At 56.8% G+C, this 20,949-nt stretch carries 16 protein-coding genes; 11 read left to right on the forward strand and 5 right to left on the reverse strand.

From position 1 onward, the window contains the following. Positions 1-49 precede the first annotated feature (49 nt). From KVT28_RS08690 to KVT28_RS08715, 6 genes are all read left to right on the forward strand, one after another. On the forward strand, positions 50-1,444 hold the full coding sequence (locus KVT28_RS08690) for an LLM class flavin-dependent oxidoreductase (RefSeq protein ID WP_217547756.1): 1,395 nt from the start codon (positions 50-52) through the stop codon (positions 1,442-1,444). Continuing rightward, a complete protein-coding gene (locus KVT28_RS08695) occupies positions 1,441-2,460 on the forward strand; it encodes a methionine ABC transporter ATP-binding protein (RefSeq protein WP_217547758.1) in 1,020 nt (339 codons plus the stop codon). Before KVT28_RS08690 ends, KVT28_RS08695 begins: the two co-directional genes overlap by 4 nt. Then, positions 2,457-3,155 (forward strand): methionine ABC transporter permease, encoded by a 699-nt coding sequence (locus tag KVT28_RS08700; RefSeq protein ID WP_110867052.1) that lies wholly within the window; start codon positions 2,457-2,459, stop codon positions 3,153-3,155. Before KVT28_RS08695 ends, KVT28_RS08700 begins: the two co-directional genes overlap by 4 nt. Beyond that, complete coding sequence (locus tag KVT28_RS08705) at positions 3,152-4,027, forward strand: MetQ/NlpA family ABC transporter substrate-binding protein (RefSeq protein ID WP_192414680.1); 876 nt, start codon at positions 3,152-3,154, stop codon at positions 4,025-4,027. Before KVT28_RS08700 ends, KVT28_RS08705 begins: the two co-directional genes overlap by 4 nt. 177 nt (positions 4,028-4,204) lie before the next feature. Continuing rightward, positions 4,205-5,644: an MFS transporter gene (locus KVT28_RS08710; RefSeq protein ID WP_110867055.1), complete on the forward strand. Its 1,440-nt coding sequence runs from the start codon at positions 4,205-4,207 to the stop codon at positions 5,642-5,644. Next, a complete protein-coding gene (locus KVT28_RS08715) occupies positions 5,641-6,855 on the forward strand; it encodes an acyl-CoA dehydrogenase family protein (RefSeq protein ID WP_217547761.1) in 1,215 nt (404 codons plus the stop codon). Before KVT28_RS08710 ends, KVT28_RS08715 begins: the two co-directional genes overlap by 4 nt. 75 nt (positions 6,856-6,930) lie before the next feature. Here the strand turns inward: KVT28_RS08715 and KVT28_RS08720 are convergent, their stop codons facing one another. Beyond that, entirely contained in the window at positions 6,931-7,878 is a 948-nt protein-coding gene (locus KVT28_RS08720; RefSeq protein ID WP_192414676.1) for a sulfonate ABC transporter substrate-binding protein, read from the reverse strand. Between the two features lie 254 nt (positions 7,879-8,132). Here KVT28_RS08720 and KVT28_RS08725 point away from each other — a divergent pair, with 254 nt between their 5' ends. Further along, on the forward strand, positions 8,133-10,190 hold the full coding sequence (locus KVT28_RS08725) for an FUSC family protein (protein WP_217547764.1): 2,058 nt from the start codon (positions 8,133-8,135) through the stop codon (positions 10,188-10,190). A gap of 15 nt (positions 10,191-10,205) precedes the next feature. Further along, the gene (locus tag KVT28_RS08730) at positions 10,206-10,895 is read left to right on the forward strand and encodes an aspartate/glutamate racemase family protein (RefSeq protein WP_217547766.1); all 690 of its coding nucleotides are present in this window, start codon (positions 10,206-10,208) and stop codon (positions 10,893-10,895) included. Positions 10,896-10,932: 37 nt separating this feature from the next. Here the strand turns inward: KVT28_RS08730 and KVT28_RS08735 are convergent, their stop codons facing one another. Further along, positions 10,933-12,000 (reverse strand): LacI family DNA-binding transcriptional regulator, encoded by a 1,068-nt coding sequence (locus tag KVT28_RS08735; protein WP_217547768.1) that lies wholly within the window; start codon positions 11,998-12,000, stop codon positions 10,933-10,935. A gap of 99 nt (positions 12,001-12,099) precedes the next feature. Here KVT28_RS08735 and KVT28_RS08740 point away from each other — a divergent pair, with 99 nt between their 5' ends. Further along, entirely contained in the window at positions 12,100-12,867 is a 768-nt protein-coding gene (locus tag KVT28_RS08740) for a YdcF family protein (RefSeq protein ID WP_217547770.1), read from the forward strand. Positions 12,868-12,897: 30 nt separating this feature from the next. Here the strand turns inward: KVT28_RS08740 and KVT28_RS08745 are convergent, their stop codons facing one another. Then, entirely contained in the window at positions 12,898-13,809 is a 912-nt protein-coding gene (locus tag KVT28_RS08745; protein WP_217547773.1) for a ketopantoate reductase family protein, read from the reverse strand. 211 nt (positions 13,810-14,020) lie between these two features. On the opposite strand from KVT28_RS08745, the gene fusA reads away from it, so the two are divergent. Both fusA and KVT28_RS08755 read left to right on the forward strand, forming a co-directional pair. Continuing rightward, positions 14,021-16,117 carry an elongation factor G gene (fusA, locus tag KVT28_RS08750; RefSeq protein ID WP_217547776.1) on the forward strand — a complete coding sequence of 699 codons (2,097 nt, stop codon included), beginning with the start codon at positions 14,021-14,023 and terminating at the stop codon, positions 16,115-16,117. 168 nt (positions 16,118-16,285) lie between these two features. Further along, positions 16,286-16,879: a LuxR C-terminal-related transcriptional regulator gene (locus tag KVT28_RS08755; protein WP_101761186.1), complete on the forward strand. Its 594-nt coding sequence runs from the start codon at positions 16,286-16,288 to the stop codon at positions 16,877-16,879. 151 nt (positions 16,880-17,030) lie between these two features. Here the strand turns inward: KVT28_RS08755 and KVT28_RS08760 are convergent, their stop codons facing one another. Continuing rightward, positions 17,031-18,197: a CfaE/CblD family pilus tip adhesin gene (locus tag KVT28_RS08760; RefSeq protein ID WP_217547779.1), complete on the reverse strand. Its 1,167-nt coding sequence runs from the start codon at positions 18,195-18,197 to the stop codon at positions 17,031-17,033. Between the two features lie 9 nt (positions 18,198-18,206). Continuing rightward, positions 18,207-20,945: a TcfC E-set like domain-containing protein gene (locus KVT28_RS08765; protein ID WP_217547782.1), complete on the reverse strand. Its 2,739-nt coding sequence runs from the start codon at positions 20,943-20,945 to the stop codon at positions 18,207-18,209. Positions 20,946-20,949: the final 4 nt, after the last annotated feature.

Raw genomic sequence — 20,949 nt, forward strand, 5'->3', positions numbered from 1 at the left:
GACGAACGCCGGGTCGTAACACAATCACGGCCTCGCTATGGAGATTGCTATGCCATCGCAACGTGAAATTCGCTTGAATGCATTTGATATGAACTGTGTCGGACACCAGTCGCCGGGCCTGTGGGCGCATCCGCGTGACCGTTCCTGGCAATATAAAGATCTGGAGTATTGGGTCGATTTGGCGCGCCTGCTGGAGCGCGGCAAATTTGACGGCCTGTTTATCGCCGACGTGCTCGGCGTTTACGACGTACTCAACGGTAACGGCGATGCGGCGATCCGCCAGGCAACGCAGGTGCCGGTCAACGATCCGTTAGCGCTGATTACGCCAATGGCGCTGGTCACCGAACACCTCGGCTTTGGTCTCACGGCGTCGCTGTCGTTTGAACATCCCTATCCGTTTGCGCGCCGCTTATCGACGCTCGATCACCTGACCAAAGGCCGCATCGGCTGGAACATCGTCACCTCGTATCTGGAGAGCGGGGCACGCAACATTGGGCACAAAACCCAGACCGATCACGATAGCCGCTACGATTACGCCGACGAGTATCTGCAAGTGGTGTACAAGCTGCTGGAAGGCAGCTGGGAGCAGGATGCAGTATTGCGTGACCGCGAACGCCGTATCTTCAGCGACCCGCTTAAAATCCATCCCATCAATCATCAGGGCACCTTCTTCAACGTGCCGGGCATTCACCTGTGCGAACCGTCACCGCAGCGCACGCCGGTGCTGTATCAGGCGGGCGCATCGAATCGTGGCAAACAGTTTGCCGCAGAACATGCCGAATGCGTATTTGTTGCCGCGCCGTCGAAAGTGCTGCTGAAGAAAACCGTCGCCGATATTCGCCGCCGCGCGGCGGAAGCGGGGCGCGATCCTTACAGCATTAAAATCTTCAATCTGCAAACCGTGATTGTTGGCGAAACCGATCTGGCGGCGCAGGCGAAATGGAAAGAGTACACCAGTTGGGTCAGCTACGAAGGCGCGCTGGCGCTGGTATCAGGCTGGACCGGTATCGACTTCGGCCAGTATCAGCCGGATCAGGTGCTGAAATATATCCACACCAATGCCATTCAATCGGCGGTCGAAACCTTCTCCACCGCCGATCCCGACCGTCAGTGGACGGTAAAAGCGCTGGCGGATTGGGTCGGCATCGGCGGTTTTGGTCCGCTGATTGTCGGCAGCGCGGAAACCGTCGCGGATGAGTTGCAAAGCTGGGTTGAAGAGACCGACGTCGATGGCTTCAACTTCGCCTACGCATTGACGCATGAAACCTTTGAAGATGTGGTGGAGCTGCTGATCCCGGAGCTGCAAAAGCGCGGCGTCTACAAAAAAGAGTACGCGCAGGGCACGTTGCGCGAGAAGTTATTCTCCGCCGGCCCGCAGCTGCAAGCACCGCATCCGGGCGCGGGCTATCGCGTTAAATCCTCCACGCCGCAGGAGGTCTCATGATCGAGATAGATCATCTTAGCAAACACTATCGCGCGCCCGACGGCCGCATCACCGAGGTGCTGAAATCCATCAGCCTGCAAGTACCGCAAGCCAACATCACCGCGGTAGTTGGGCCGAGCGGCGCGGGTAAATCGACGCTGGCAAAGTGCATCAGCCTGCTGGAACAACCGAGCGCCGGCAGCATCCGTGTAAACGGCAGCGATCTCTCACGTCTGGATGGCGAAGCGCTACGTCAGGCGCGTCGCTCAATTGGTACCGTGTTCCAGTCTTCCGCGCTGCTGCAACGCAAAACCGCGTGGGAGAATATCGCCTTGCCGCTGCACTATCTTGGCGTGGTGGAACGCGATATCGCCGCGCGCGTGGGCGAACTGCTCGATAGCGTCGGCCTCAGCCACAAAGCCAAAGCCTATCCGGGACAGCTTTCTGGTGGTCAGCGGCAGCGTATTGGTATCGCGCGTGCGCTGGCATTGCGCCCGTCGGTGTTGCTGGCGGATGAAGCCACTTCAGGGCTCGATCCCGAAGCCACCGTCACCGTGCTCGACCTGCTGAAAAAACTGCGTGATGACTACAAGCTGGCGATTGTGCTGATCACCCATGAAATGGACGCGGTGCGTCAGGCGGCAGATGCGGTAGCGGAAATTCGCGACGGCCAAATCGTGCAGTACGGCGTGGTGAAAGAGCTGCTGGCGCAACCCGATTCGCTATTGGGACAGCGCCTGTTCCCGCTGGCGGCGCAGGCGGGCGATGCCGAACTGGTGTTGCAGCTGAGTTATCGCACCGATGTGCTAGTCGCCAGCGACTGGATTTCGCGCCTCAGCCAGCAATTTGGTTTGCGTATTGATCTGCTCGGCGCGCACGTCGAGCAGGTGAATGGTCTGCAAGCTGGCCGCCTCAAGGTGGGCATTCACTATCAGCAGGAACGCGTGCCGCTGGCGCGTTTACTGTCGCAGCTGGAACAGCTGGGCTTAGTTGCCAGCGTTTCCGGCAGCGTGCTGCCATTGCGGGAGGCGGTATGAGCGTATCAGTGATGAGTCAGGATACGCCGTGGCCAGACATCCCGGCGCTGATGCTGCCCGCTCTGGGCGAAACCGCGTTGATGGTGGCGATCGTGATGCTGTTCGTGGTCACCTTCGGCGGCATCGTCGGCGTGGTGCTGTTCAACACCTCGGTGCGCGGCCTGTTTCCCCATCGCGGTATCAATCGGGTGCTGAGTTGGATTGTCAACATGGGGCGTTCGCTGCCGTTTCTGGTGCTGATGGCGGCCATCATTCCGTTCACCTTCTGGCTTACCGGCACCACCATCGGCATTCCTGCCGCCGTTGTGCCGATGATCGCCGCGGGTATTCCGTTCTTTGGCCGTTTGGTGGACAACGCGCTGCGTGAGCTGCCCGGTGAAGTCACGGCGGTGGGCTTGGTGTGCGGCGGTTCGCGCTGGCAGATCATCCGCTCGGCACAACTTAGCGAAGCGCTGCCGGCGATTGTGGCGGCAGTGACGCTCAACCTGATCTCAATGATTGAGTACTCCGCCATTGCCGGCACCATCGGCGCGGGCGGTATCGGCTATCTGGCGGTGGTGTACGGTTATCAGCGCTTCGACAACCACATCATGATCGCCACCATCGTGGTGCTGATCGCCTTAATTCAAACCATTCAATTTCTCGGCGACCGTTTGGTCACCGCATTACGCCATCCTCAGGGGACATCGTTATGACAACACAAGATTTCGAGCTGCGTAAAACCCGCCGCTGGCCGTGGCTGCTACTGATTATAGTGGTCGTTTTACTTGCAGCAGGCGGCTGGTTCTGGCGCAGCCAACAGGCGCAGGCGGTGGTCTTTGGCACCACGCTGAAGGTGCATTTTGAACCGGCGATGGCGGGCGAGCAGAAGCTGATTGAATACGTTGGCGAGCACATCGCGCCCGATTACGGCCTGAAGCTGGAGGCGGTTGGCGTGCAGGATCCGGTGCAAGCCGACCGCGCGGTAGCGGAAGGGCAGTATGCCGCCACCGTATATCAGCATCAGTGGTGGCTAAAGCAAGTGGTGGATGCCAACGGTTTTGCGCTCACCTCAACGCTGCCGCTGTTCCAGTGGGCGTTTGGCATCTACTCCGATCGCTACACATCGGTAGCGGATCTGCCGCAGGGCGCGACCATCGTGGTGCCGGATGATGGCGCCAATCAGGGCCAGGCATTATGGTTGCTGGCGCGTCAGGGTTTAATCACGCTCGATCCCAACGTCGAGCCGCGCACGGCCAAACTGAAGAACATTGTCGGCAATCCGCACGGTTTCGTGTTTAAAGAGCTCGATTTGCTGACCATGCCGCGTGCGCTCAACTCGGTGGATGCGGCGATTGGTTACGTCTCGCAATTTGATGCCGGTAAAGTGCCGCGCGAAAAAGGCATTCTCTTCCCGCCTGCGCCGCGCACTTTCGCCTCACAGCTGGTGATTGGCACGCCTTATCTGGACCAGGAAAACATTGAGAAGCTGAAAAAAGCCTTCTCCGATCCGCGCGTCCAGCAGTGGTTGAAGACCACCGACGATCCGCTGGTAAAAGGCGTGTTGGTGCCGGTCTCAGCCGAATAAAGTGTTGCTGTTTGAACACCCGGACGCGTCAGGCGTGTCCGGGTTTTTGTGTTGGCTAAAAACCATTTATCTAATTGATTTTAATGTAAATTTATATAAAGAATTGTTGTTTTGGCGCAGCCAGAAAAACGCTTATAACAACCTCACCTGCACTACAAAACAACAACGTGAGGCGTTATGAGTTCTCTTCCTTTAGAAAACACCATTCCGGTTTCCGAACCGGTACGTTCGGTCAGTGATGTGGCAAGGCTGATCAACACTCGCACCAAAAATGACAACTACGCGCGCATGATTGTGTTCCTCGCGCTCGGCGGCGTGTTCCTCGACGCCTACGATCTCACCACGCTGTCGTACGGCATCGATGATGTGGTGCGCGAGTTTCAGCTCTCGCCGCTGCTCACCGGCTTAGTCACTTCCTCAATTATGGTTGGCACCATCGTCGGCAATCTGGTGGGCGGGTGGCTGACGGATAAATATGGCCGCTATTCGGTGTTCATGGCCGACATGCTGTTCTTTGTGGTTTCAGCGATTGCGGCGGGGTTAGCGCCGAACGTCTGGGTGCTGATTGGCGCGCGCTTCCTGATGGGCGTGGGCGTCGGCATCGATTTGCCGGTGGCGATGTCATATCTGGCGGAGTTCTCCAAATTCGCTGGTAAAGGCAACAAGGCATCCCGACTCGCAGCCTGGTGCCCGATGTGGTACGCCGCCTCAACGCTGTGCTTCCTGCTGATCTTCGCGCTCTACTTCCTGCTGCCGAAAGAGCATCTTGACTGGCTGTGGCGCGCGTCGCTGCTGTTCGGTGCGGTACCGGCGCTGCTGATCATCGCGGTGCGCAGCAAATTCATGAACGAATCGCCACTGTGGGCGGCGAATCAGGGCGATCTGAAATCCGCGGTGCGCATTCTGCGTGATTCCTACGGCATTCACGCCCACGAAGCGGAACACGAAGCGCCACCGGCTGCTGCGGCACCGAAAGTGAGTTTCCGCGTGCTGTTTGAGAAGCCGTGGCGCGAACGCACCATCGTCGCGGGCGTGATGAACATCTGTATCTCGTTTGAATACACCGCCATTGCCTTCTTCCTGCCGTCGATTCTGGCGCAGTTCCTCGGCGCGGGCGTGTTTGAAACCATCTCGGCATCGCTGGGACTCAACGCGCTGTTCGCCTTTACCGGCGGCCTGCTTGGCATGCGTCTGGCGTGGAAATATCCGTCGCGCCACGTCGCGATTGCTGGCTTTGCCCTGCAATTCTTTGCGCTGATCGCGCTGGCGTTAATTGGTCATCCGCAAGCCATCGCCGGAATCGTCTTTGCAGTATTGATGCTCGGCTTGTGGCTGTTTGCCGAAGGCTTCGGGCCGGGCGCGCAGCTGATGGTCTATCCGGCGCTTTCCTATCCAACCTCGATTCGCGCTACCGGCGTGGGCTTTAGCCGCGCACTTTCTGGCATCGGCAGCGCGTTAGCGCTGTTCATCCTGCCGATTCTGCAGGCCGCGCTCGGCACCAACATGTTTTGGGTGGTTTCGCTGGCAGCGATCATCCCAATCTTCTTCCTGCTGGCGGTGCGCCACGAGCCCACGCTGCATGACATCGACGATCTTTCACCTCAGGAGTCACCATGAGTTTACTGGCAACAGGCACCGATTATGAGGCGCTGGCGGCGCACTTCCGGCCGATTTTCGCGCGCATCGCTGAAGGAACGGTGGCGCGCGAGCGGGAACGTACCTTGCCGCATCAACCGATTAGCTGGCTGAAAGAGGCGGGATTCGGCACGGTGCGCATTCCGCAAGAGAAGGGCGGTTGGGGGGCATCGCTGCCGCAGCTGTTCCAGCTGTTAACCGAGCTGGCAGAAGCCGACTCGAATCTGCCGCAGGCGCTGCGCGCGCATTTCGCTTTTGTCGAAGATCGATTGAATCAGCCGGATAGCGCGGAACGCGATCGCTGGTTTGGCCGTTTTATTGATGGCGAGCTGGTGGGCAGCGGCTGGACGGAAATTGGCACGGTAAAACTCGGCGATGTCATCACGCGTATTACGCCAAACGAAAGCGGCTGGACGCTGAGCGGTGAGAAGTTTTACAGCACCGGCACGCTGTTCGCCGACTGGATTGATGTCTATGCGCGCCGCAATGACAATCAGGGCGATGTTATCGCTCTGGTGAACACTCACCAACCCGGGGTGACGCGTGAGGACGACTGGGACGGCTTTGGCCAGCGCTTAACCGGCAGCGGCACCACGCGTTTCGCTAAAGCCCATGTCGAGCAGGAACACGTCTACGATTTCGCCACCCGCTTCCGTTATCAAACCGCTTTCTATCAGCATGTCTTGCTGGCCACGCTGGCGGGAATCGGTCGTGCGGTGGCGCGCGATGGTGCGCAGGCGGTGGCGGCGCGAAATCGGGTTTACAGTCACGGCAACGGCGGTGTTGCGCGTCAGGATGCGCAGATTCTGCAGGTGATCGGGCAAATCACCAGCCTGGCGTTTGCGGTGGAAGCCACGGTGATCCGCGCGACACATTCACTGCAATCAGCATATGTTGCCCACGTCAGCAACGATGAAGCGCAAATTGCCGCCGCGAATGTGCTGGCCGAAGCCGAAGCGGGGCAGGCGCAGGTTATTGCCAGCGAATGGGTGACGCGCGCCGCCACCGAGCTGTTTGACGCACTGGGCGCATCGGATACGCGCGTCAGCAAAGCGCTGGATCGTCACTGGCGCAACGCGCGAACCCTGTCGTCACATAATCCGGTGGTGTACAAAGCGCGTGATATCGGCGACTGGAAAGTGAATGGCACCGCACCGACGGGGATTTGGCAGATTGGCAGGGGCGAGGGCTGATAAAACCCGGTGCGCGTAAATGCGCACCGGGCATGTAAGGTCGCTTTTCATGACGACCTGGTTGTTGGTAATGACTTACTTCTTATCCAGCGACCAGGTCGCGCTGCGCACATCCACTTTCACCGGCAACAGTCCCACGCGCGTAAAGGTATCCGCTAACGCCTGCTGCTCATCAAACACCTGCGGCGACATGCGTGACGCGCCGTAAGGCAGACGTTTAATGGTGGTTTGCCAGATGGCTTTATCCAGGCCGGTTGATTTCGACAGAATCGCTGCCGCATCATCCGGATTCTTGTTGGCCCAATCGCTGAGCTTGCTCAACTCATCGACAACCTGTTTCGCAGTATCAGGATGACCTTCCGCGAAAGGACGGCTGGCGAGATAGAAAGTGTAATGTGGCACTAATCCTTCCGCATTGCGGATTTCACGCGCACCGGCATTGGCTTCCACTTCGGCAAGGTACGGATCCCAAATCACCCACGCATCAATCGCGCCTTTCTGGAAAGCCGCGCGTGCATCGGCGGGCGGCAGATACACTGGCGTCACATCTTTGTAGTTAAGGCCCGCATCTTCCAGCGCTTTCACCAGCAGATAGTTAACGTCAGAGCCTTTGTTCAGACCGACACGTTTACCTTTCAAATCCGCCACGCTTTTAATGGCGGAATCTTTCGGCACCACGATGGCTTCGGTTTTTGGGTTAGCCGGTGAATGACCGAGATAGATCAAATCGGCTTTCGCTGCCTGCGCGAAGGCCGGTGGCGCATCGCCGGTTGCCGCCAAATCAATGCTGCCAACGTTTAAGCCTTCCAGCATCTGCGGGCCCGCCGGGAACTCCACCCAGCGGATAGCGATGCCTTCCTTCTTAAAGGTTTCATCCAGCGTGCCGCGATATTTCAGCAGGGCAAAGATGTTGGCTTTTTGATAGCCGATGGTGACGGTTTCTGGGTTAGCGGCAAAAGCGTGCGTGGAGAGCAGGCCAACGCTGAGAGCTAAAGCGCTCAGGACAGGAAGTTTTGCTTTCATGATGATTCTCACGTGGTTTTTTTGCCACCTTAGCAAAGCCCTTATATAACCAATAAATAACTAATTTCGATCGCTTATAACTATTATCTATGTGATCTGGATCATTCACTGTAATCAGCAAACGCATCCCCCATTTCCATAGATGCCCATATAATTAGCACGGTAATAATTTGTATAACAAATCAAAATGCCATTGCCAAAAGCTTCTGTCAGGATAAGCCATCCCGCTGCCTGCATAAGGTTTTACCCGTTCTATGAAGTGGTTTTCACGAAGCGCAATGCTGTTCTCTGCCAAAACCTGTCTTGCTGCCTTTCTGGCTTTTTACATTGCTCTGGAACTCAATCTCGATAAACCGGCCTGGTCACTGACTACAGTGTACGTTGCCTCGCAGCTCTATTCGGGATCAACGGTATCGAAATCGGTTTTTCGTTTCTTCGGCACCCTGCTGGGCGGCTTGTTTACGCTATTGATCTATCCCGCCACGGTGCAGGATCCGCTGCTGTTCAGCCTGTGCATCTCGCTTTGGGTCGCGGTTTGTCTCTATCTTTCGCTGCACGACCGCACGCCGAAGAGCTATGTGTTTATGCTGGCGGGCTACAGCGCGGCGATCATGGGTTTTCCCGATGTGGTGTCGCCCTCGGCCATCACCTACACGGTGATCTCGCGTGTTGAGGAGATCACTGTCGCTATCGTCTGCAGCAGCCTGGTGCATCGCCTGCTGTGGCCGGTCTCGATGCGCAATCTGTTAGAGCAGAGTGTGAACCTGTGGTTTCAGAACGCGCGCAAGCTGTGCAGTGAGCTGGTCACGGCGATGCCGGCTGAGAAGTCGGTGGAGCGCGAAGATATCCTGATTCAGATGGCCAACTATCCGCTTAACGTCGAAACGCTCATCACGCACTGCGTGTATGAAGGCGATGCTGCACGGCGTCTGGTGCGCTTAGTCAGCGTGCAGTATCAGCATCTCTCCTATTTCATCCCCACGCTGACGGCAATCGAATCGCGCCTCAATCTGCTGGCGCAGCAGCAAATCCGTTTCCCCGACTTTATCGCCGAGGTGTTTCAGCAATTTTTGCTGTGGCTAAATGGTGAAGATCAGCTGCCGGTGCGCGACCAGCTCAGCCACGCGCAAGATCAGCTGAAACGGGCGTGGCAACAGGGCAGGCTCAACAGTGAAGAGAGCATTTTGCTGAGCGGATTGCTGGAGCGCCTACTCAACTTTGTGCGCATCGTTGATGCCTACCAAAGCGTGAGCGAGCGCGTCAGTGAATGGACGCCCGCGGTTAAAGCCGGAAAAATGGCGCGCGCGCACAAACACGTCGATAAGGGTTTGTTGTTGTTGTCGTCGTTTACCGCGTTTATTGCCACCTTCGTTACCTGTGTATTTTGGATCGGCAGCGGCTGGGTGGATGGTGCCACCGCACCAATGATGGCGGCGGTGCTGTGCTCCTTCTTTGCTGGCATGGACAGCCCGATTGCGCCGATGAAACTGTTCCTGAAAGGGGTGCTGATTTCTGTGGTGATCAGCCTGCTATATATCACCTTGCTGATTCCGCAGGCGGTGACCTTCGAAGCGCTGGTGATTTGCCTTGCGCCGGGCTTGCTGGCGCTGGGATTGGTTATCGCCAATCCGTCAACCAACCTGATTGGCCTGATTGTCGCCACGCAGATTCCCGGGCTGATTGGCATGAGCCACAACTTCAAGCCCGATCTACAGCTTATAGTGAACGCTATTCTTTCGACGCTGGTGGGCATTACCTTCGCGGTGGTGATCACGGCGCTGATCCGCAACAAGCGCCCGTCGTGGACCGCCAAACGCGCGGTGCGCAAAGGTATCCGCGAGCTGCTGCAGTTTATCGCCACGGTGCGCCTCAACAGCGTCACGCTGACCGCGCGTCAGCAGTTTGTTTCGCGCACGCTTGATAAGGTCAACATTATTCTGCCGCGTAAGCGTGTCGATCCGGTGCCAGAGTTGGTCTCCGGCGGCAATCTGATTGCCGAAGCCTGGCTGGGCGCAAACTGCTACGACTATTACACGCGTCATCGTGAACTGCTGCTGGCGCATCACATCGAAAGCGCGGCGATGTTCCATGAGCTGAGCCAGTTCCTTAAGCGTCGGTTAAAATCGCTGCAAACCACGCCGCAGCCGGAATTGTTAGCGGAATTAAATACGTTGTTGCTGCGGCTGGAAGCGGCAGCGTTGCAGGAGAACACGCTGTTTGCGCCAATGTTCCACCTGTTCAATATTCGCTTATCGTTGTTTCCTGCAGCGCGCTGGCCGGAAAACCATTACAGTGCTGAGCAGCATGTTTAAAACGGAGTAAAGCAGATGAAAATGATCGGTTTGATTGGCGGAATGAGCTGGGAATCCACCGCGCTCTATTACCGTATTATCAATGAGCAGGTGAAACAGCAGCTGGGCGGTTTGCACTCCGCGCGCAGCCTGATGTACAGCGTCGATTTCCATGAAATCGAAAAGCTACAGGCCGCTGGCGAGTGGCAAAAAGCGGGCGAGATCCTGGCAGAAGCGGCGCTCAGTCTGGAAAAGGGCGGCGCGGATTTTATTGTGCTCTGTACCAACACCATGCACAAAGTCGCGCAGCAAATCACTGATGCGGTCCGCATTCCGCTGCTGCATATCGCCGATGCCACCGCACAACGCATTCGTCAGGCGGGCGTAAAAAAAGTCGGCTTGCTAGCAACGGCGTTTACCATGGAGCAGGAATTCTACAAAGGCCGACTTCATCAGTCGGAGATCGACGTTTTGGTTCCCGATGCAGCCGGTCGTAAAGTGGTGCACGACATCATTTATCAGGAACTCTGTCTTGGCGTGATCCGCGATGAATCTCGTGCGCAATACCGCAAGATTATTGCTGAGCTGGTGGAGCAGGGCGCAGAAGCGATTATTCTCGGCTGCACCGAAATCACCTTGCTGGTAAAAGCGGAAGATGCCAGTGTGCCGCTGTTCGATACCACCTTGATCCACGCAGAAGATGCCGTAAAACTCGCACTCGGGTAATTACGACCAGGTGCGCAAATTCGCGCACCTAACCTATTTATGAGGTGCGCTTTAACTTGCGCGCCAACACCTGCAACTGCTGCGCAATCTCCGCCACATCCACCTCATCTTGCTGCGGCGTCGCGGTGGTTTCCCGCAACACTAACTCGGTTTCCAGCGTCTTCTCTGCCACATCGTCGCCTTCCAGCTGCGCCAGCAAGCGATCAACGCTTACCGCGCCCAACTGCTGCAAATCCTGACGCACGGTGGTTAATGGCGGCTGATACCACGCGCTTTCCGCGGTATCGTCGTAGCCAATCAGCGAAATCTCCGCCGGGATCTTCACGCCGTGCTGATGCAGCGCGCGCATCGCGCCGAGCGCCATTTGATCGTTAGCCACCAGCAGCGCTTGCGGCAGAGTGTTGGGCAACCGCGCCAGCAGCGCCTGATAACCCGATGCCGCGCTCCAGTCACCGCTCAGCACGCAGAATGGCTTGAGCTGATGCGCCGCCAGCGCCTGTTGCCACGCGGCGAAACGCGCGCGCGCCGAGGCAGAACTTTCCGGTCCATTTAACACGCCAATCTGGCGATGGCCGAGCGCCACCAGATGATCGACCGCCTGCTGCGCACCGGATTCGCTCTGATACTGGCATTGCGCCACTTCAGCGCTGCGCTCCACATCGAGAAACAGCACCGGCTTGTTGTCGCACTGTTGCTGAATCTGCGCAGCCTGCATCGCATCGAGCGGCAGGTTAATGAGCAGCGCATCCACGCGCTGCGCCAGCAGTTCATTCACTGTATCCTGCGGCGCATTATCGGGATTCGCCATGGCGATAACCAGATGATAACCCTGCGCCGCTGCCCGTTGCTGAATCGCCGAAGCGATCTGCGCGGGCGCCATCAAGGCTAAATCGCTGGTGGCGAGACCCAGCGTGCGGGTGTTTTTGCCCGCCAGCTGCTGCGCCACGCGATTCGGCACATAGTTGAGCTGCTGCATCGCGGCTTCTACTTTGGCGCGGGTGCGTGGCGAAACCTGTTCGGAATGGTTGAGAACGCGGGAAACGGTTTGATAAGAAACCCCAGCCAGATGAGCAACATCGTCGAGGGTTACGGAGCGCGCAGTCATGAATCTCTCCTGAAGATTAAGCTGCGAGTGTAGCAAATTTTTCCCTGCCGACACGCACTTAAGCCGCTACACTGCCAAAGGTAAAAAGAGGAGAACCGGATGCAGCTCAATAACCATCAGATTCAGGATATCAACACCCTGGCGGCCTGGCTGGCGCTGGATCAGATGCCACAAGATGGCACGCTCGACATCGATTTAGCCATTCTCGCTGGTCACGCGGTCCTGCCGAACGTGGAAGCGGTGATTGCCGTGGCGAAAAAGTATCAGCTGCCGTTATTGATCAGCGGCGGCATCGGTCACTCAACCTCGCTGCTGGTGGAGATGCTCGCCGCACATCCGCTGTATCGCCAAATCGACAGCAAAGGCAAAAGCGAAGCCGAGTTGCTGGGCGATGTCGCCCGCGTATTTGCCGCGCTGCCGGACGATTTGCTACTGCTGGAAACCGCCTCACGCAACTGCGGGGAAAACGCCGCCTTCAGCCAAAAGCTACTGGATGAGCACAGCTGGCAGCCGCAGCGCGTGCTGCTGGTGCAGGATCCGCTAATGCAGCGTCGCACCTGGGAAACCTTCCGCTATCAATGGCGCGATCGTGCGGATGCACCGGAATTTATCAGCTGGCCGGTATTTGTGCCGCAGGTGATGATGGACGCGGGCATGCTGCGCATCATCGGCGCGCCGCCGCAAGGATTGTGGTCGATGGAGCGTTTTCTGTCGCTGCTGATGGGTGAAATCCAGCGCCTGCGCGACGATGAAAACGGTTACGGGCCGCGCGGAAAAGGTTTCCTCGGCCACGTTGAGGTGCCAGAAGCGGTGGAAGCCGGCTGGCAACGCCTGAAGCAGTTGCCCGGCGTGCAGTCACGGTTGTGATGTTTCGGTCGCCATGAATGGCGACCAACGTTATCGGTTCTGCACATACACCTGCAAATTGACATACACCGCGTTCAGCAACGGCGTCACCACGCCGCTGCGTGCGCCGCGCACCAGCAGATCGCCAATCACCTGATCGGCCTCAATCTCAAAGCCCTGGGTTAAATCGCGGTACATCGACGAGGTCATCGCCGCTTGAGGATTGTTCAGCATCTCATAAATCTTCGCCGTCACCGCCGGACGCTGCTGATAACCCTCCGCACTCAGCACCGCCAACACTTCGCCAAAAACGCCTTGCAGCAGCGCTTCGCCACCTTGTGACGTCAGCACCTGTTGCGTATTGCCACGCGCGATACAACACACCGCACCCAGCGTGCTGAGCAGCAACCATTTTTCCCACAGCTCGCTGATGATGTTGTCGGCAAACACCGTATCAAACTGCGCCGCACGCAGCGCTTCATCCACGCGCTGCAAACGCGCATCGTTGTGACCGTCCAGCGCGCCGTAATAGAGAATATGCAGCGGTGTCATCTGCATCACTTCGCCATTATCTCCCAGCGTGGCGTTGATTTTGCACAAACCGCCAATCACCTTGTCGCCAAAGCGCGCGCGCAGCGAATCGAAATGGCGCATGCCGTTGAGGATCGGCATGATCAGCGTGTCCGGACCGACGGCGGGCGCGATGTCATTCATCGCCTGATCCAGCGCGAAGCTTTTCACCGTCAAAATAATCAGATCGTAATGGCCATCAAGCGAACCGGCCTGCGCCAACTGCGGCTGAATCACTTCGCTGCCGCCGGGGGTTTTCAGCACTAGACCGGTTTGCTGCAACTGTTGAAAACGGCGCTCGCGCACCAGAAAAGTCACATCACGTCCTGCTTGCGCCAGACGTGCACCAAAATAGCCGCCGGTGGCGCCGGCGCCGACTACCAGAATACGCATGGTCAATTTTCCCGTTGAGAGTGAAAGTCTTACCTTAAAGTGACCGGCGACGGCTTTCCAGCCCGTAAATGCTGAATCACCTGCAAGTTTTTAACGATGTTTAAAAAAGGCTCAAACTGTTCGTATTTACTCGTACAATAGGTTTAGGCTGTTGCGCAGCGGCGGGCAATGGTGCGCGCCGCAGAACGAGTCGAATGACTAAGGACGCATCATGCCCCGAACCCTCCCCATCGAACGTTATCGCAACATTGGCATCTCCGCGCACATCGATGCCGGTAAAACCACCACCACCGAGCGCATCCTGTTTTACACCGGAATGAGCCATAAGTTAGGTGAAGTGCACGATGGCGCGGCAACCACTGACTGGATGGCGCAGGAGCAGGAGCGTGGGATCACCATTACCTCGGCGGCGGTGAGCTGCTTCTGGCCAGGCATGGACGGCAGCTTTACGCCGCACCGTATCAACATCATCGATACGCCCGGACACGTCGATTTCACCATTGAAGTTGAGCGCTCAATGCGCGTACTTGATGGCGCGGTGATGGTGTATGACGCGGTTGGCGGCGTGCAGCCGCAGTCTGAAACCGTGTGGCGCCAGGCCAACAAATATCATGTGCCGCGCATCGCCTTCGTCAATAAAATGGACCGTCAAGGCGCGGACTTCTTCCGCGTAGTGCAGATGATGAAAGATCGCCTGCACGCCAATCCGGTGCCGATTGTCATTCCCATCGGCGCGGAAGAGCACTTTAGCGGCGTGGTCGATCTCAACAAAATGCGCGCTATTTACTGGGACGACGCCAGCCAGGGCATGAGTTTCAGTTATGCGCCGATTCCTGCTGAGTTGCAGGCACTCGCTGCTGAGTGGCGCGAGAACATGGTGGCAGCGGCGGCAGAAGCCAGCGAAGCACTGATGGATCGCTATCTGGAGCAGGGCGATCTCAGTGAAGAGGAGGTGGTTGCCGGATTGCGTCAGCGCACCTTGCTCGGTGAAATCCAGCCGATGCTGTGCGGCAGCGCGTTCAAAAACAAAGGCGTGCAGCGCATGCTCGACGCGGTGATTGAGCTGATGCCTTCGCCGCTCGACGTACCGGCGGTGAGCGGCGTCAACGAGCAGGGCGAACACGATGAACGTCATGCGGATGACAGCGAACCGTTCTCGGCGCTGGCGTTCAAGCTGATGAGCGATCCTTACGTGGGCCAGCTGACTTTTGTGCGCGTCTATTCCGGCGTGCTGCGTAAAGGCGACAGCGTGTGGAACGCGGTGAAAGGGCGCAAAGAGCGTATCGGTCGCATCGTACAGATGCAGGCCAATGACCGTATTGAGATCGAAGAGATTCGTGCCGGCGATATCGCCGCCTGCGTGGGTTTGAAAGAGGTCACCACCGGCGAAACGCTGTGCGATCCCCATGCGGTGATCACGCTGGAGCGCATGGAGTTTCCCGATCCGGTGATTTCGCTGTCGATTGAGCCGAAAACCAAGAGCGATCAGGAGAAAATGGGCCTGGCGCTGCAGCGGCTGGCGGCCGAAGATCCGTCGTTCCGTCTGCACACCGATGAGGAATCGGGCCAGACGATTATTTCCGGCATGGGCGAGCTGCATCTGGAGATTATCGTGGATCGCATGAAGCGCGAGTTTGGCGTGGAAGCCAACATCGGTCGGCCGCAGGTTACCTATCGCGAAACCATCCGCAAAACGGTGCGCGAGGTGGAAGGCAAGTTTGTGCGCCAGTCGGGCGGTAAAGGTCAGTACGGCCATGTGGTGCTGACGCTGGAACCGCAGCAGGCGGGGGCCGGATTTGCCTTTGAAGACGCCACCAAAGGCGGCGTAGTACCGCGCGAGTTCATTCCTTCGGTGGAGAAGGGGATTCGTGAAGCGCTGAACAGCGGCGTGCTGGCCGGTTATCCGGTGGTGGACATCAAAGCCACGCTGACGTTTGGTTCGTACCACGATGTCGATTCATCGGAAATGGCATTCCGTATGGCGGCGATCTTTGGTTTCAAAGCCGCCGCGAAACTGGCCGATCCGGTGATCCTCGAACCGCTGATGCAGGTGGAAGTGGAAACGCCGGAAGAGTATGCCGGTGGCGTGATGGGCGATTTATCGGCGCGGCGCGGTACGCTGCAAGGCATGGATGAACGCTTTGGTGCACGCATTATTCGCGCCGAAGTGCCGCTGTCCGAGATGTTTGGCTACGCCACCACGCTACGATCGATGTCGCAAGGCCGCGCCACTTACAGCATGGAGTTTGCGCACTATGCGGAAGCACCCCGCAACGTGGCTGAGAGCATCATCGCCGCGCGCGCCTAAGCTTTAGTGTGAAATCAGACCGGGCACAGAGGTAACACTTTGTACCCGGCCTACTTTTAAATCGACCTGTCGATCGCGTGAGTCATTTAGCACCAAAAATGGACAGTTAATTTCCGCCAGGAAGCCGATAGTATTCGCAGAATCAGGGATATTTATCGGAAATTAATCATGGATGTCATTTATCTGGATCAGTCTTGCTATCACCAGCAGGGCTTAATTGCGCTGCTGGAACATTCAAATATCACGTGCTGTAATACGCTTCGAGAAATGAAGGCGCTGATGCGTGACAGGGAAAAAACCGCCACTCTTTCGCCAATCATTATTTTTGATCTGCCAGAAAACTTCCGCGCGGCGCTGGCTCAGATAGATTATCTGACCAGACTAAAAATCACCTTGAACGCGACGCTGATTTTCTTTTCAGATTCAGTGAAAAACAAGATTAACTATAGCAGCCATGCCATCGCAGCCGATTGTTTTATCGATAAAAAATCTTCAACCGGTACCATTAGTACTAAGCTGGCAATGATGCTGTGCCAGCACAAAAGCGACCAGCTAATGACGGCTCCCGGATTAAATAATCATTTAACCAGGAAAGAGTTTAACTTTCTGCGATGCTTATTCATTTATGAATCGATTGAAGATGTGGCGAAAATAACCGGGATAAATAAAAAAACGCTCTATAGCCATCAGAATAAAATCGTTAAAAAACTCAATCTGAAAAACAGCCTGCACCTCTATCAGCGTTTCACCAATAATTTTTAAATCACTAATCTAATGCATAATGTCGATAATTTGATAACTGCGTCTAATCATCGCACATTCCGTAGCGGCGCGATTTATCGCGCAATAAATTGCGCCGCTACAGTGTGTGCGCTCGGTAATTGCAGTTTTTATGACATCACCGCCCGCGCCATTATTGCGTCGTCGGGGTATAAATAATTCTCAACGTCCCCTGATAACGGCCCGCTGTTTTTGACGATAACGTGAAGGCGGGTGTAACAAGCTGCATCGGCGCAGGAACGCACAGCACGGAATTGCTCTGTCCCGGTAACACCACCCGTCGCAACACACCTCTGTTGGTGCCGCTCCAGATAACTTCACTGCCGTTCTCAACCACCTGGCGCGCTTTGGTCAGCGGGTTGATTACTTCAATCGCATAATCGAGGCGATTTTGCGCCAGAGTTTTATCCGCGCCTGTGCGATATAGCGAAAACAACCCCGTTCCCCGGCCGGGCGCGGCTGCACCTTCGTCCTGAAACAACAGGCTAACCCGGTTGCTGTCAGAATTATTGCCGTCGTACAGGCACATATCCAGCGAACGGCTGCCGCTAACGGTGGTAGTGGCGCGCCCACCGGGGAAGGTTTTTAAACCGAGATCCACAGTGGCGGCTGCATTGCCGAACTCCGGCAGATAGATCTGCTGGTTGCCGTAATCTGTCACCTTAAAGGTCATGTTGGCGATCCAGTCACCCATTTTCGTCACGTTGGTACAACCCACGTTTACGTTTTGCGAATTTCCGGTGCAGGACGTCACTGGCCACTGCATCAGCGACATTTTCAGCGTTGCGCTCCAGGTGCCCGCCGACGGGAATTTACTCAGCTCGGAAGAGGGAAGATAGGCCGAATAATCGGTGCCATCGCCACGCGGCGTGACGGCACCGCCAAACGCATTCATTGGTACCAGATTGGTCGCCACCACCACATTATTCAGCGAGCGTCTTTTGGTGAGATAGACATTCAGTACCAACGTCTGTTTGGTGCTGCTTTCGGTAAACAACAGTGGAACGGGGTAGGGTGACGGCGACGCTTCAAGCCAGACAGGTAATGTCAGGCAGGCACCATATTGATTGCTGGTGCGCGACTGGCAAACCAGCGTATTGCGGCCCCATTTTGGTGCGTCATTGGTATCGTAACCGCCATTTTCATTGGTCCAGATCGGCAATTGCGCCGGTACTGACATGCGGTCAAAGGTTACGGCAACGCTGGTATTGCGCCCTGAAGGCGTGAGCATGGCGGCCTGCACCTGCATGCCCGCGATGAGGGCCAATAGCGTCAGCGCGCTAAGAAATCTACTTTTCATCCAAAATCCCTATTGTTGTTGCTGCGAAGAAGGCGCGGTGCGTGCCAGCGGAACCTCATCCGCCTGGCGGGTGACAATCAGCATTTTTGCCCGTTGCTGCACATCCTGCGGCACTGAAGCCAGCTCGATGGGTTTGCAGTCGCTGTCGCCGACATAGCGCACTACGTCATGGGTGCTTTTCACCTTCATTTCACAGCGGTACATCTGCATGCCGCGCACCATGTACAGATTTTTTATGCGGTGATCGGTCTCAGCGCTGAATCCGCCCTGGCCTAAACCGGACCAGCTGGCGACATTCAGCGGCGTGGCGCCTTCCAGTGGACGCTGTTGATTAATCATCAGCCTGCCAAGCCAGGTGTAGCGCGAAACAATATTCACTTTGCTCACCAGCATGCGGCCCGGCGCGATAAACAGCGTGCGTCGTCCGGCACCCTGGGTGATTTCACTGCGCATGCCGTCGGTGGATTCGATGGAATCGTTGATGCTGATCGCGCTCTGGGTGTAAGCCGGTACGCTGAATAAAGTGCGGCCGGTGCCGTGCAGGCTGGCGCTGCCCGCGCCATCAACGGAGACATCCACCCGCGTGTCGCGGCTTTCATCGCTGCTTGCCACATGCACGCCCACCGCCGCCCCGGACAGGCCGTTGCCCCATTTGCCCCAATAGAGGCCGGAACGCGCTACCGCCAATGAGGAGTTGTAGCTGCCGCTGCTGCTGAAGCGCTGAGCGGATGAACCGGACGACGCAGAGCTGAATGCCAGGCTGCCGCTGCCGTATTCGCCCGCAGTTTTGCCGTAAACGGAAGCATTCAAAGTATTTTCCTGATTACCGTTAAGGTTCACGCCGATCTCCTGCTGATTCTGCGCATCGAAATACCAGTTTTGCGCCACGTTATAGCCAACCTGATCCTTGTTGTTGCGATCGGTTTGGTAGGTCATGCCGAGCGAACTGTAGCTCGAACGTGAATCGATGGTTGGCGTGCTGACGCGCGAGAGTGAGACGGAGAGGAAGCCACCGTTGTCGCGCTGAGTTCCGCTGCTGCTGGTGCGGGTAAAGAGATTGGCGCTGGTATTAATATTGAGTCCGTTGACGCTGAAGCCACGCCCCAGGCCAGCCTGCCAGGTGGTAGTCTGCGTTTTACTGTAGATGTTGCGGCGCGCCCACTGCGGCACGACGCCGTTATCATCCCACTGCACCGGAAGCACATTGCGGCCCTCGTTTTTGCTGGCGCTGTAACCGGCATTCAGATACCAGCTTTTCACCGGCACGCTGAACATCAGGCTGCTGCTCTGGTAGCACCCGCTAAAACCGTATTGCCCACCGTTGTTGCTGTAGCAATCCTGCGCATACAGGGCGCTGCGGTAGAAACTGAGGGAGAATCCGTCGTTATAAGCGACCTGCTGGATATTGCCGCGCGAACCTTCGCTGCCTTTCAGGTAGCTAAAGCGGGTGGTGAGGATGCCGTCGAGCAGCGGATTATCAAATCCGTGGCTCCAGTCGAGTGCGCTTTCGATAAAGCGGTTGCGGTTGGTCACGGCGACACCGCCGGTCAGCGCAACGTCTTGCATCACAGGCACTTTGATGCCCGCCTGCATCACACGGCGATCGGCACCCGATTGCGATGCAGCGCCGTTGCCCTGCATCTCGCGATCGGGAATGGAGCCGCCTTGCACAAACCATTCAATGTTCTGGCTGGTGGCATTACCGGTGCGGCTAAAAGGAACCTGTTGGGTACGCGACAACTGATTATCTTCATAGATACGTAGCGTCACGCTGTAGCTACCATTGGGAAAGGCGCTGGTATCAAGATTTTGCGTGCCGGCAATCAGGTAAAAGGTGCCAAGCAGTTGCTGCCCGCGATAAGCATCAATACGCGACGGGCGAGTAATAAAGACAGTGACCGGCGTGCCTTGCGCCGCCTGTGCGCGGTTCATCCAGGCGAGCGTCGAACCGACGCGCGCACCTTCGATGGTGCTGAGCGGCAGTTGGCTTAAGGTAATGTTGCCGCCGGCGTTACTGAAGATATCGCGCGAATCCATGCGTCCGGCCTGCACATAATAGCGTTTGCCGAGATCGCGGCGCAGAAACACGTTGTTAAAACGCACTTCCTGATGACTTTGCTGCCGGTATTTTTGCGCCAGATAGTCCCAGTCAATTCCGGCATAGCTGTTTTCAGTGAATCCTAGCGCGCCCGCCCCCTGCAGCGATAACGTCTGGTCATCGCGGTTGGTGGCGAAGTTAATATTCTGCTGATGAATAAACGCCGCTTCCGTTTCGGCGGTCTGCTGGTAATAGGGCGATGCGTTGTCAGCCGCAAGCGGCACAAATTCCGGGCCGAGAAACAGCGCCACTTTGGCATTATTTTCGTCATAGATCAGCGCGAGGAAATCGGTCTCCAGATAGTCACAGCCCGCTGCGCCGCCGTTGCTGCTGCATGCCTTATTACCGTTGCGTGCCAAAGGTTCACTGATCAGATGGTCTAAGCGCTTTTCCTGCTGCGGATCCTTTTGATAATGCTGCATCACCGCCCGCGCAACCTGATGCGGTTTCAAGAACCTGACGCTATCCAGCGAAACAGAAGCTTCAAACAAGCCAAGCGATTGCCCGTAAACAGAAAGGTTGACCCACAGCGTCTGGCCGGTGACCAGCGATTCGAAACCAGGCGGAACCTGCGTGGCAGCACGAGGAGCGAGAGAAGGGATCAGGGTAATGAAAGAGGCTATTAAAGCGACGTGAATATTGACCTTCATTACA

The sequence above is a fragment of the Pantoea sp. GbtcB22 genome (assembly GCF_019091025.1).
Taxonomy (GTDB): domain Bacteria; phylum Pseudomonadota; class Gammaproteobacteria; order Enterobacterales; family Enterobacteriaceae; genus Pantoea; species Pantoea leporis.

Coding starts and splice junctions, on each gene's coding strand:
- KVT28_RS08690 (WP_217547756.1), top strand. CDS start 50: ATGCCATCGCAACGTGAAATTCGCTTGAATGCATTTGATATGAACTGT.
- KVT28_RS08695 (WP_217547758.1), top strand. CDS start 1,441: ATGATCGAGATAGATCATCTTAGCAAACACTATCGCGCGCCCGACGGC.
- KVT28_RS08700 (WP_110867052.1), top strand. CDS start 2,457: ATGAGCGTATCAGTGATGAGTCAGGATACGCCGTGGCCAGACATCCCG.
- KVT28_RS08705 (WP_192414680.1), top strand. CDS start 3,152: ATGACAACACAAGATTTCGAGCTGCGTAAAACCCGCCGCTGGCCGTGG.
- KVT28_RS08710 (WP_110867055.1), top strand. CDS start 4,205: ATGAGTTCTCTTCCTTTAGAAAACACCATTCCGGTTTCCGAACCGGTA.
- KVT28_RS08715 (WP_217547761.1), top strand. CDS start 5,641: ATGAGTTTACTGGCAACAGGCACCGATTATGAGGCGCTGGCGGCGCAC.
- KVT28_RS08720 (WP_192414676.1), bottom strand. CDS start 7,878: ATGAAAGCAAAACTTCCTGTCCTGAGCGCTTTAGCTCTCAGCGTTGGC.
- KVT28_RS08725 (WP_217547764.1), top strand. CDS start 8,133: ATGAAGTGGTTTTCACGAAGCGCAATGCTGTTCTCTGCCAAAACCTGT.
- KVT28_RS08730 (WP_217547766.1), top strand. CDS start 10,206: ATGAAAATGATCGGTTTGATTGGCGGAATGAGCTGGGAATCCACCGCG.
- KVT28_RS08735 (WP_217547768.1), bottom strand. CDS start 12,000: ATGACTGCGCGCTCCGTAACCCTCGACGATGTTGCTCATCTGGCTGGG.
- KVT28_RS08740 (WP_217547770.1), top strand. CDS start 12,100: ATGCAGCTCAATAACCATCAGATTCAGGATATCAACACCCTGGCGGCC.
- KVT28_RS08745 (WP_217547773.1), bottom strand. CDS start 13,809: ATGCGTATTCTGGTAGTCGGCGCCGGCGCCACCGGCGGCTATTTTGGT.
- fusA (WP_217547776.1), top strand. CDS start 14,021: ATGCCCCGAACCCTCCCCATCGAACGTTATCGCAACATTGGCATCTCC.
- KVT28_RS08755 (WP_101761186.1), top strand. CDS start 16,286: ATGGATGTCATTTATCTGGATCAGTCTTGCTATCACCAGCAGGGCTTA.
- KVT28_RS08760 (WP_217547779.1), bottom strand. CDS start 18,197: ATGAAAAGTAGATTTCTTAGCGCGCTGACGCTATTGGCCCTCATCGCG.
- KVT28_RS08765 (WP_217547782.1), bottom strand. CDS start 20,945: ATGAAGGTCAATATTCACGTCGCTTTAATAGCCTCTTTCATTACCCTG.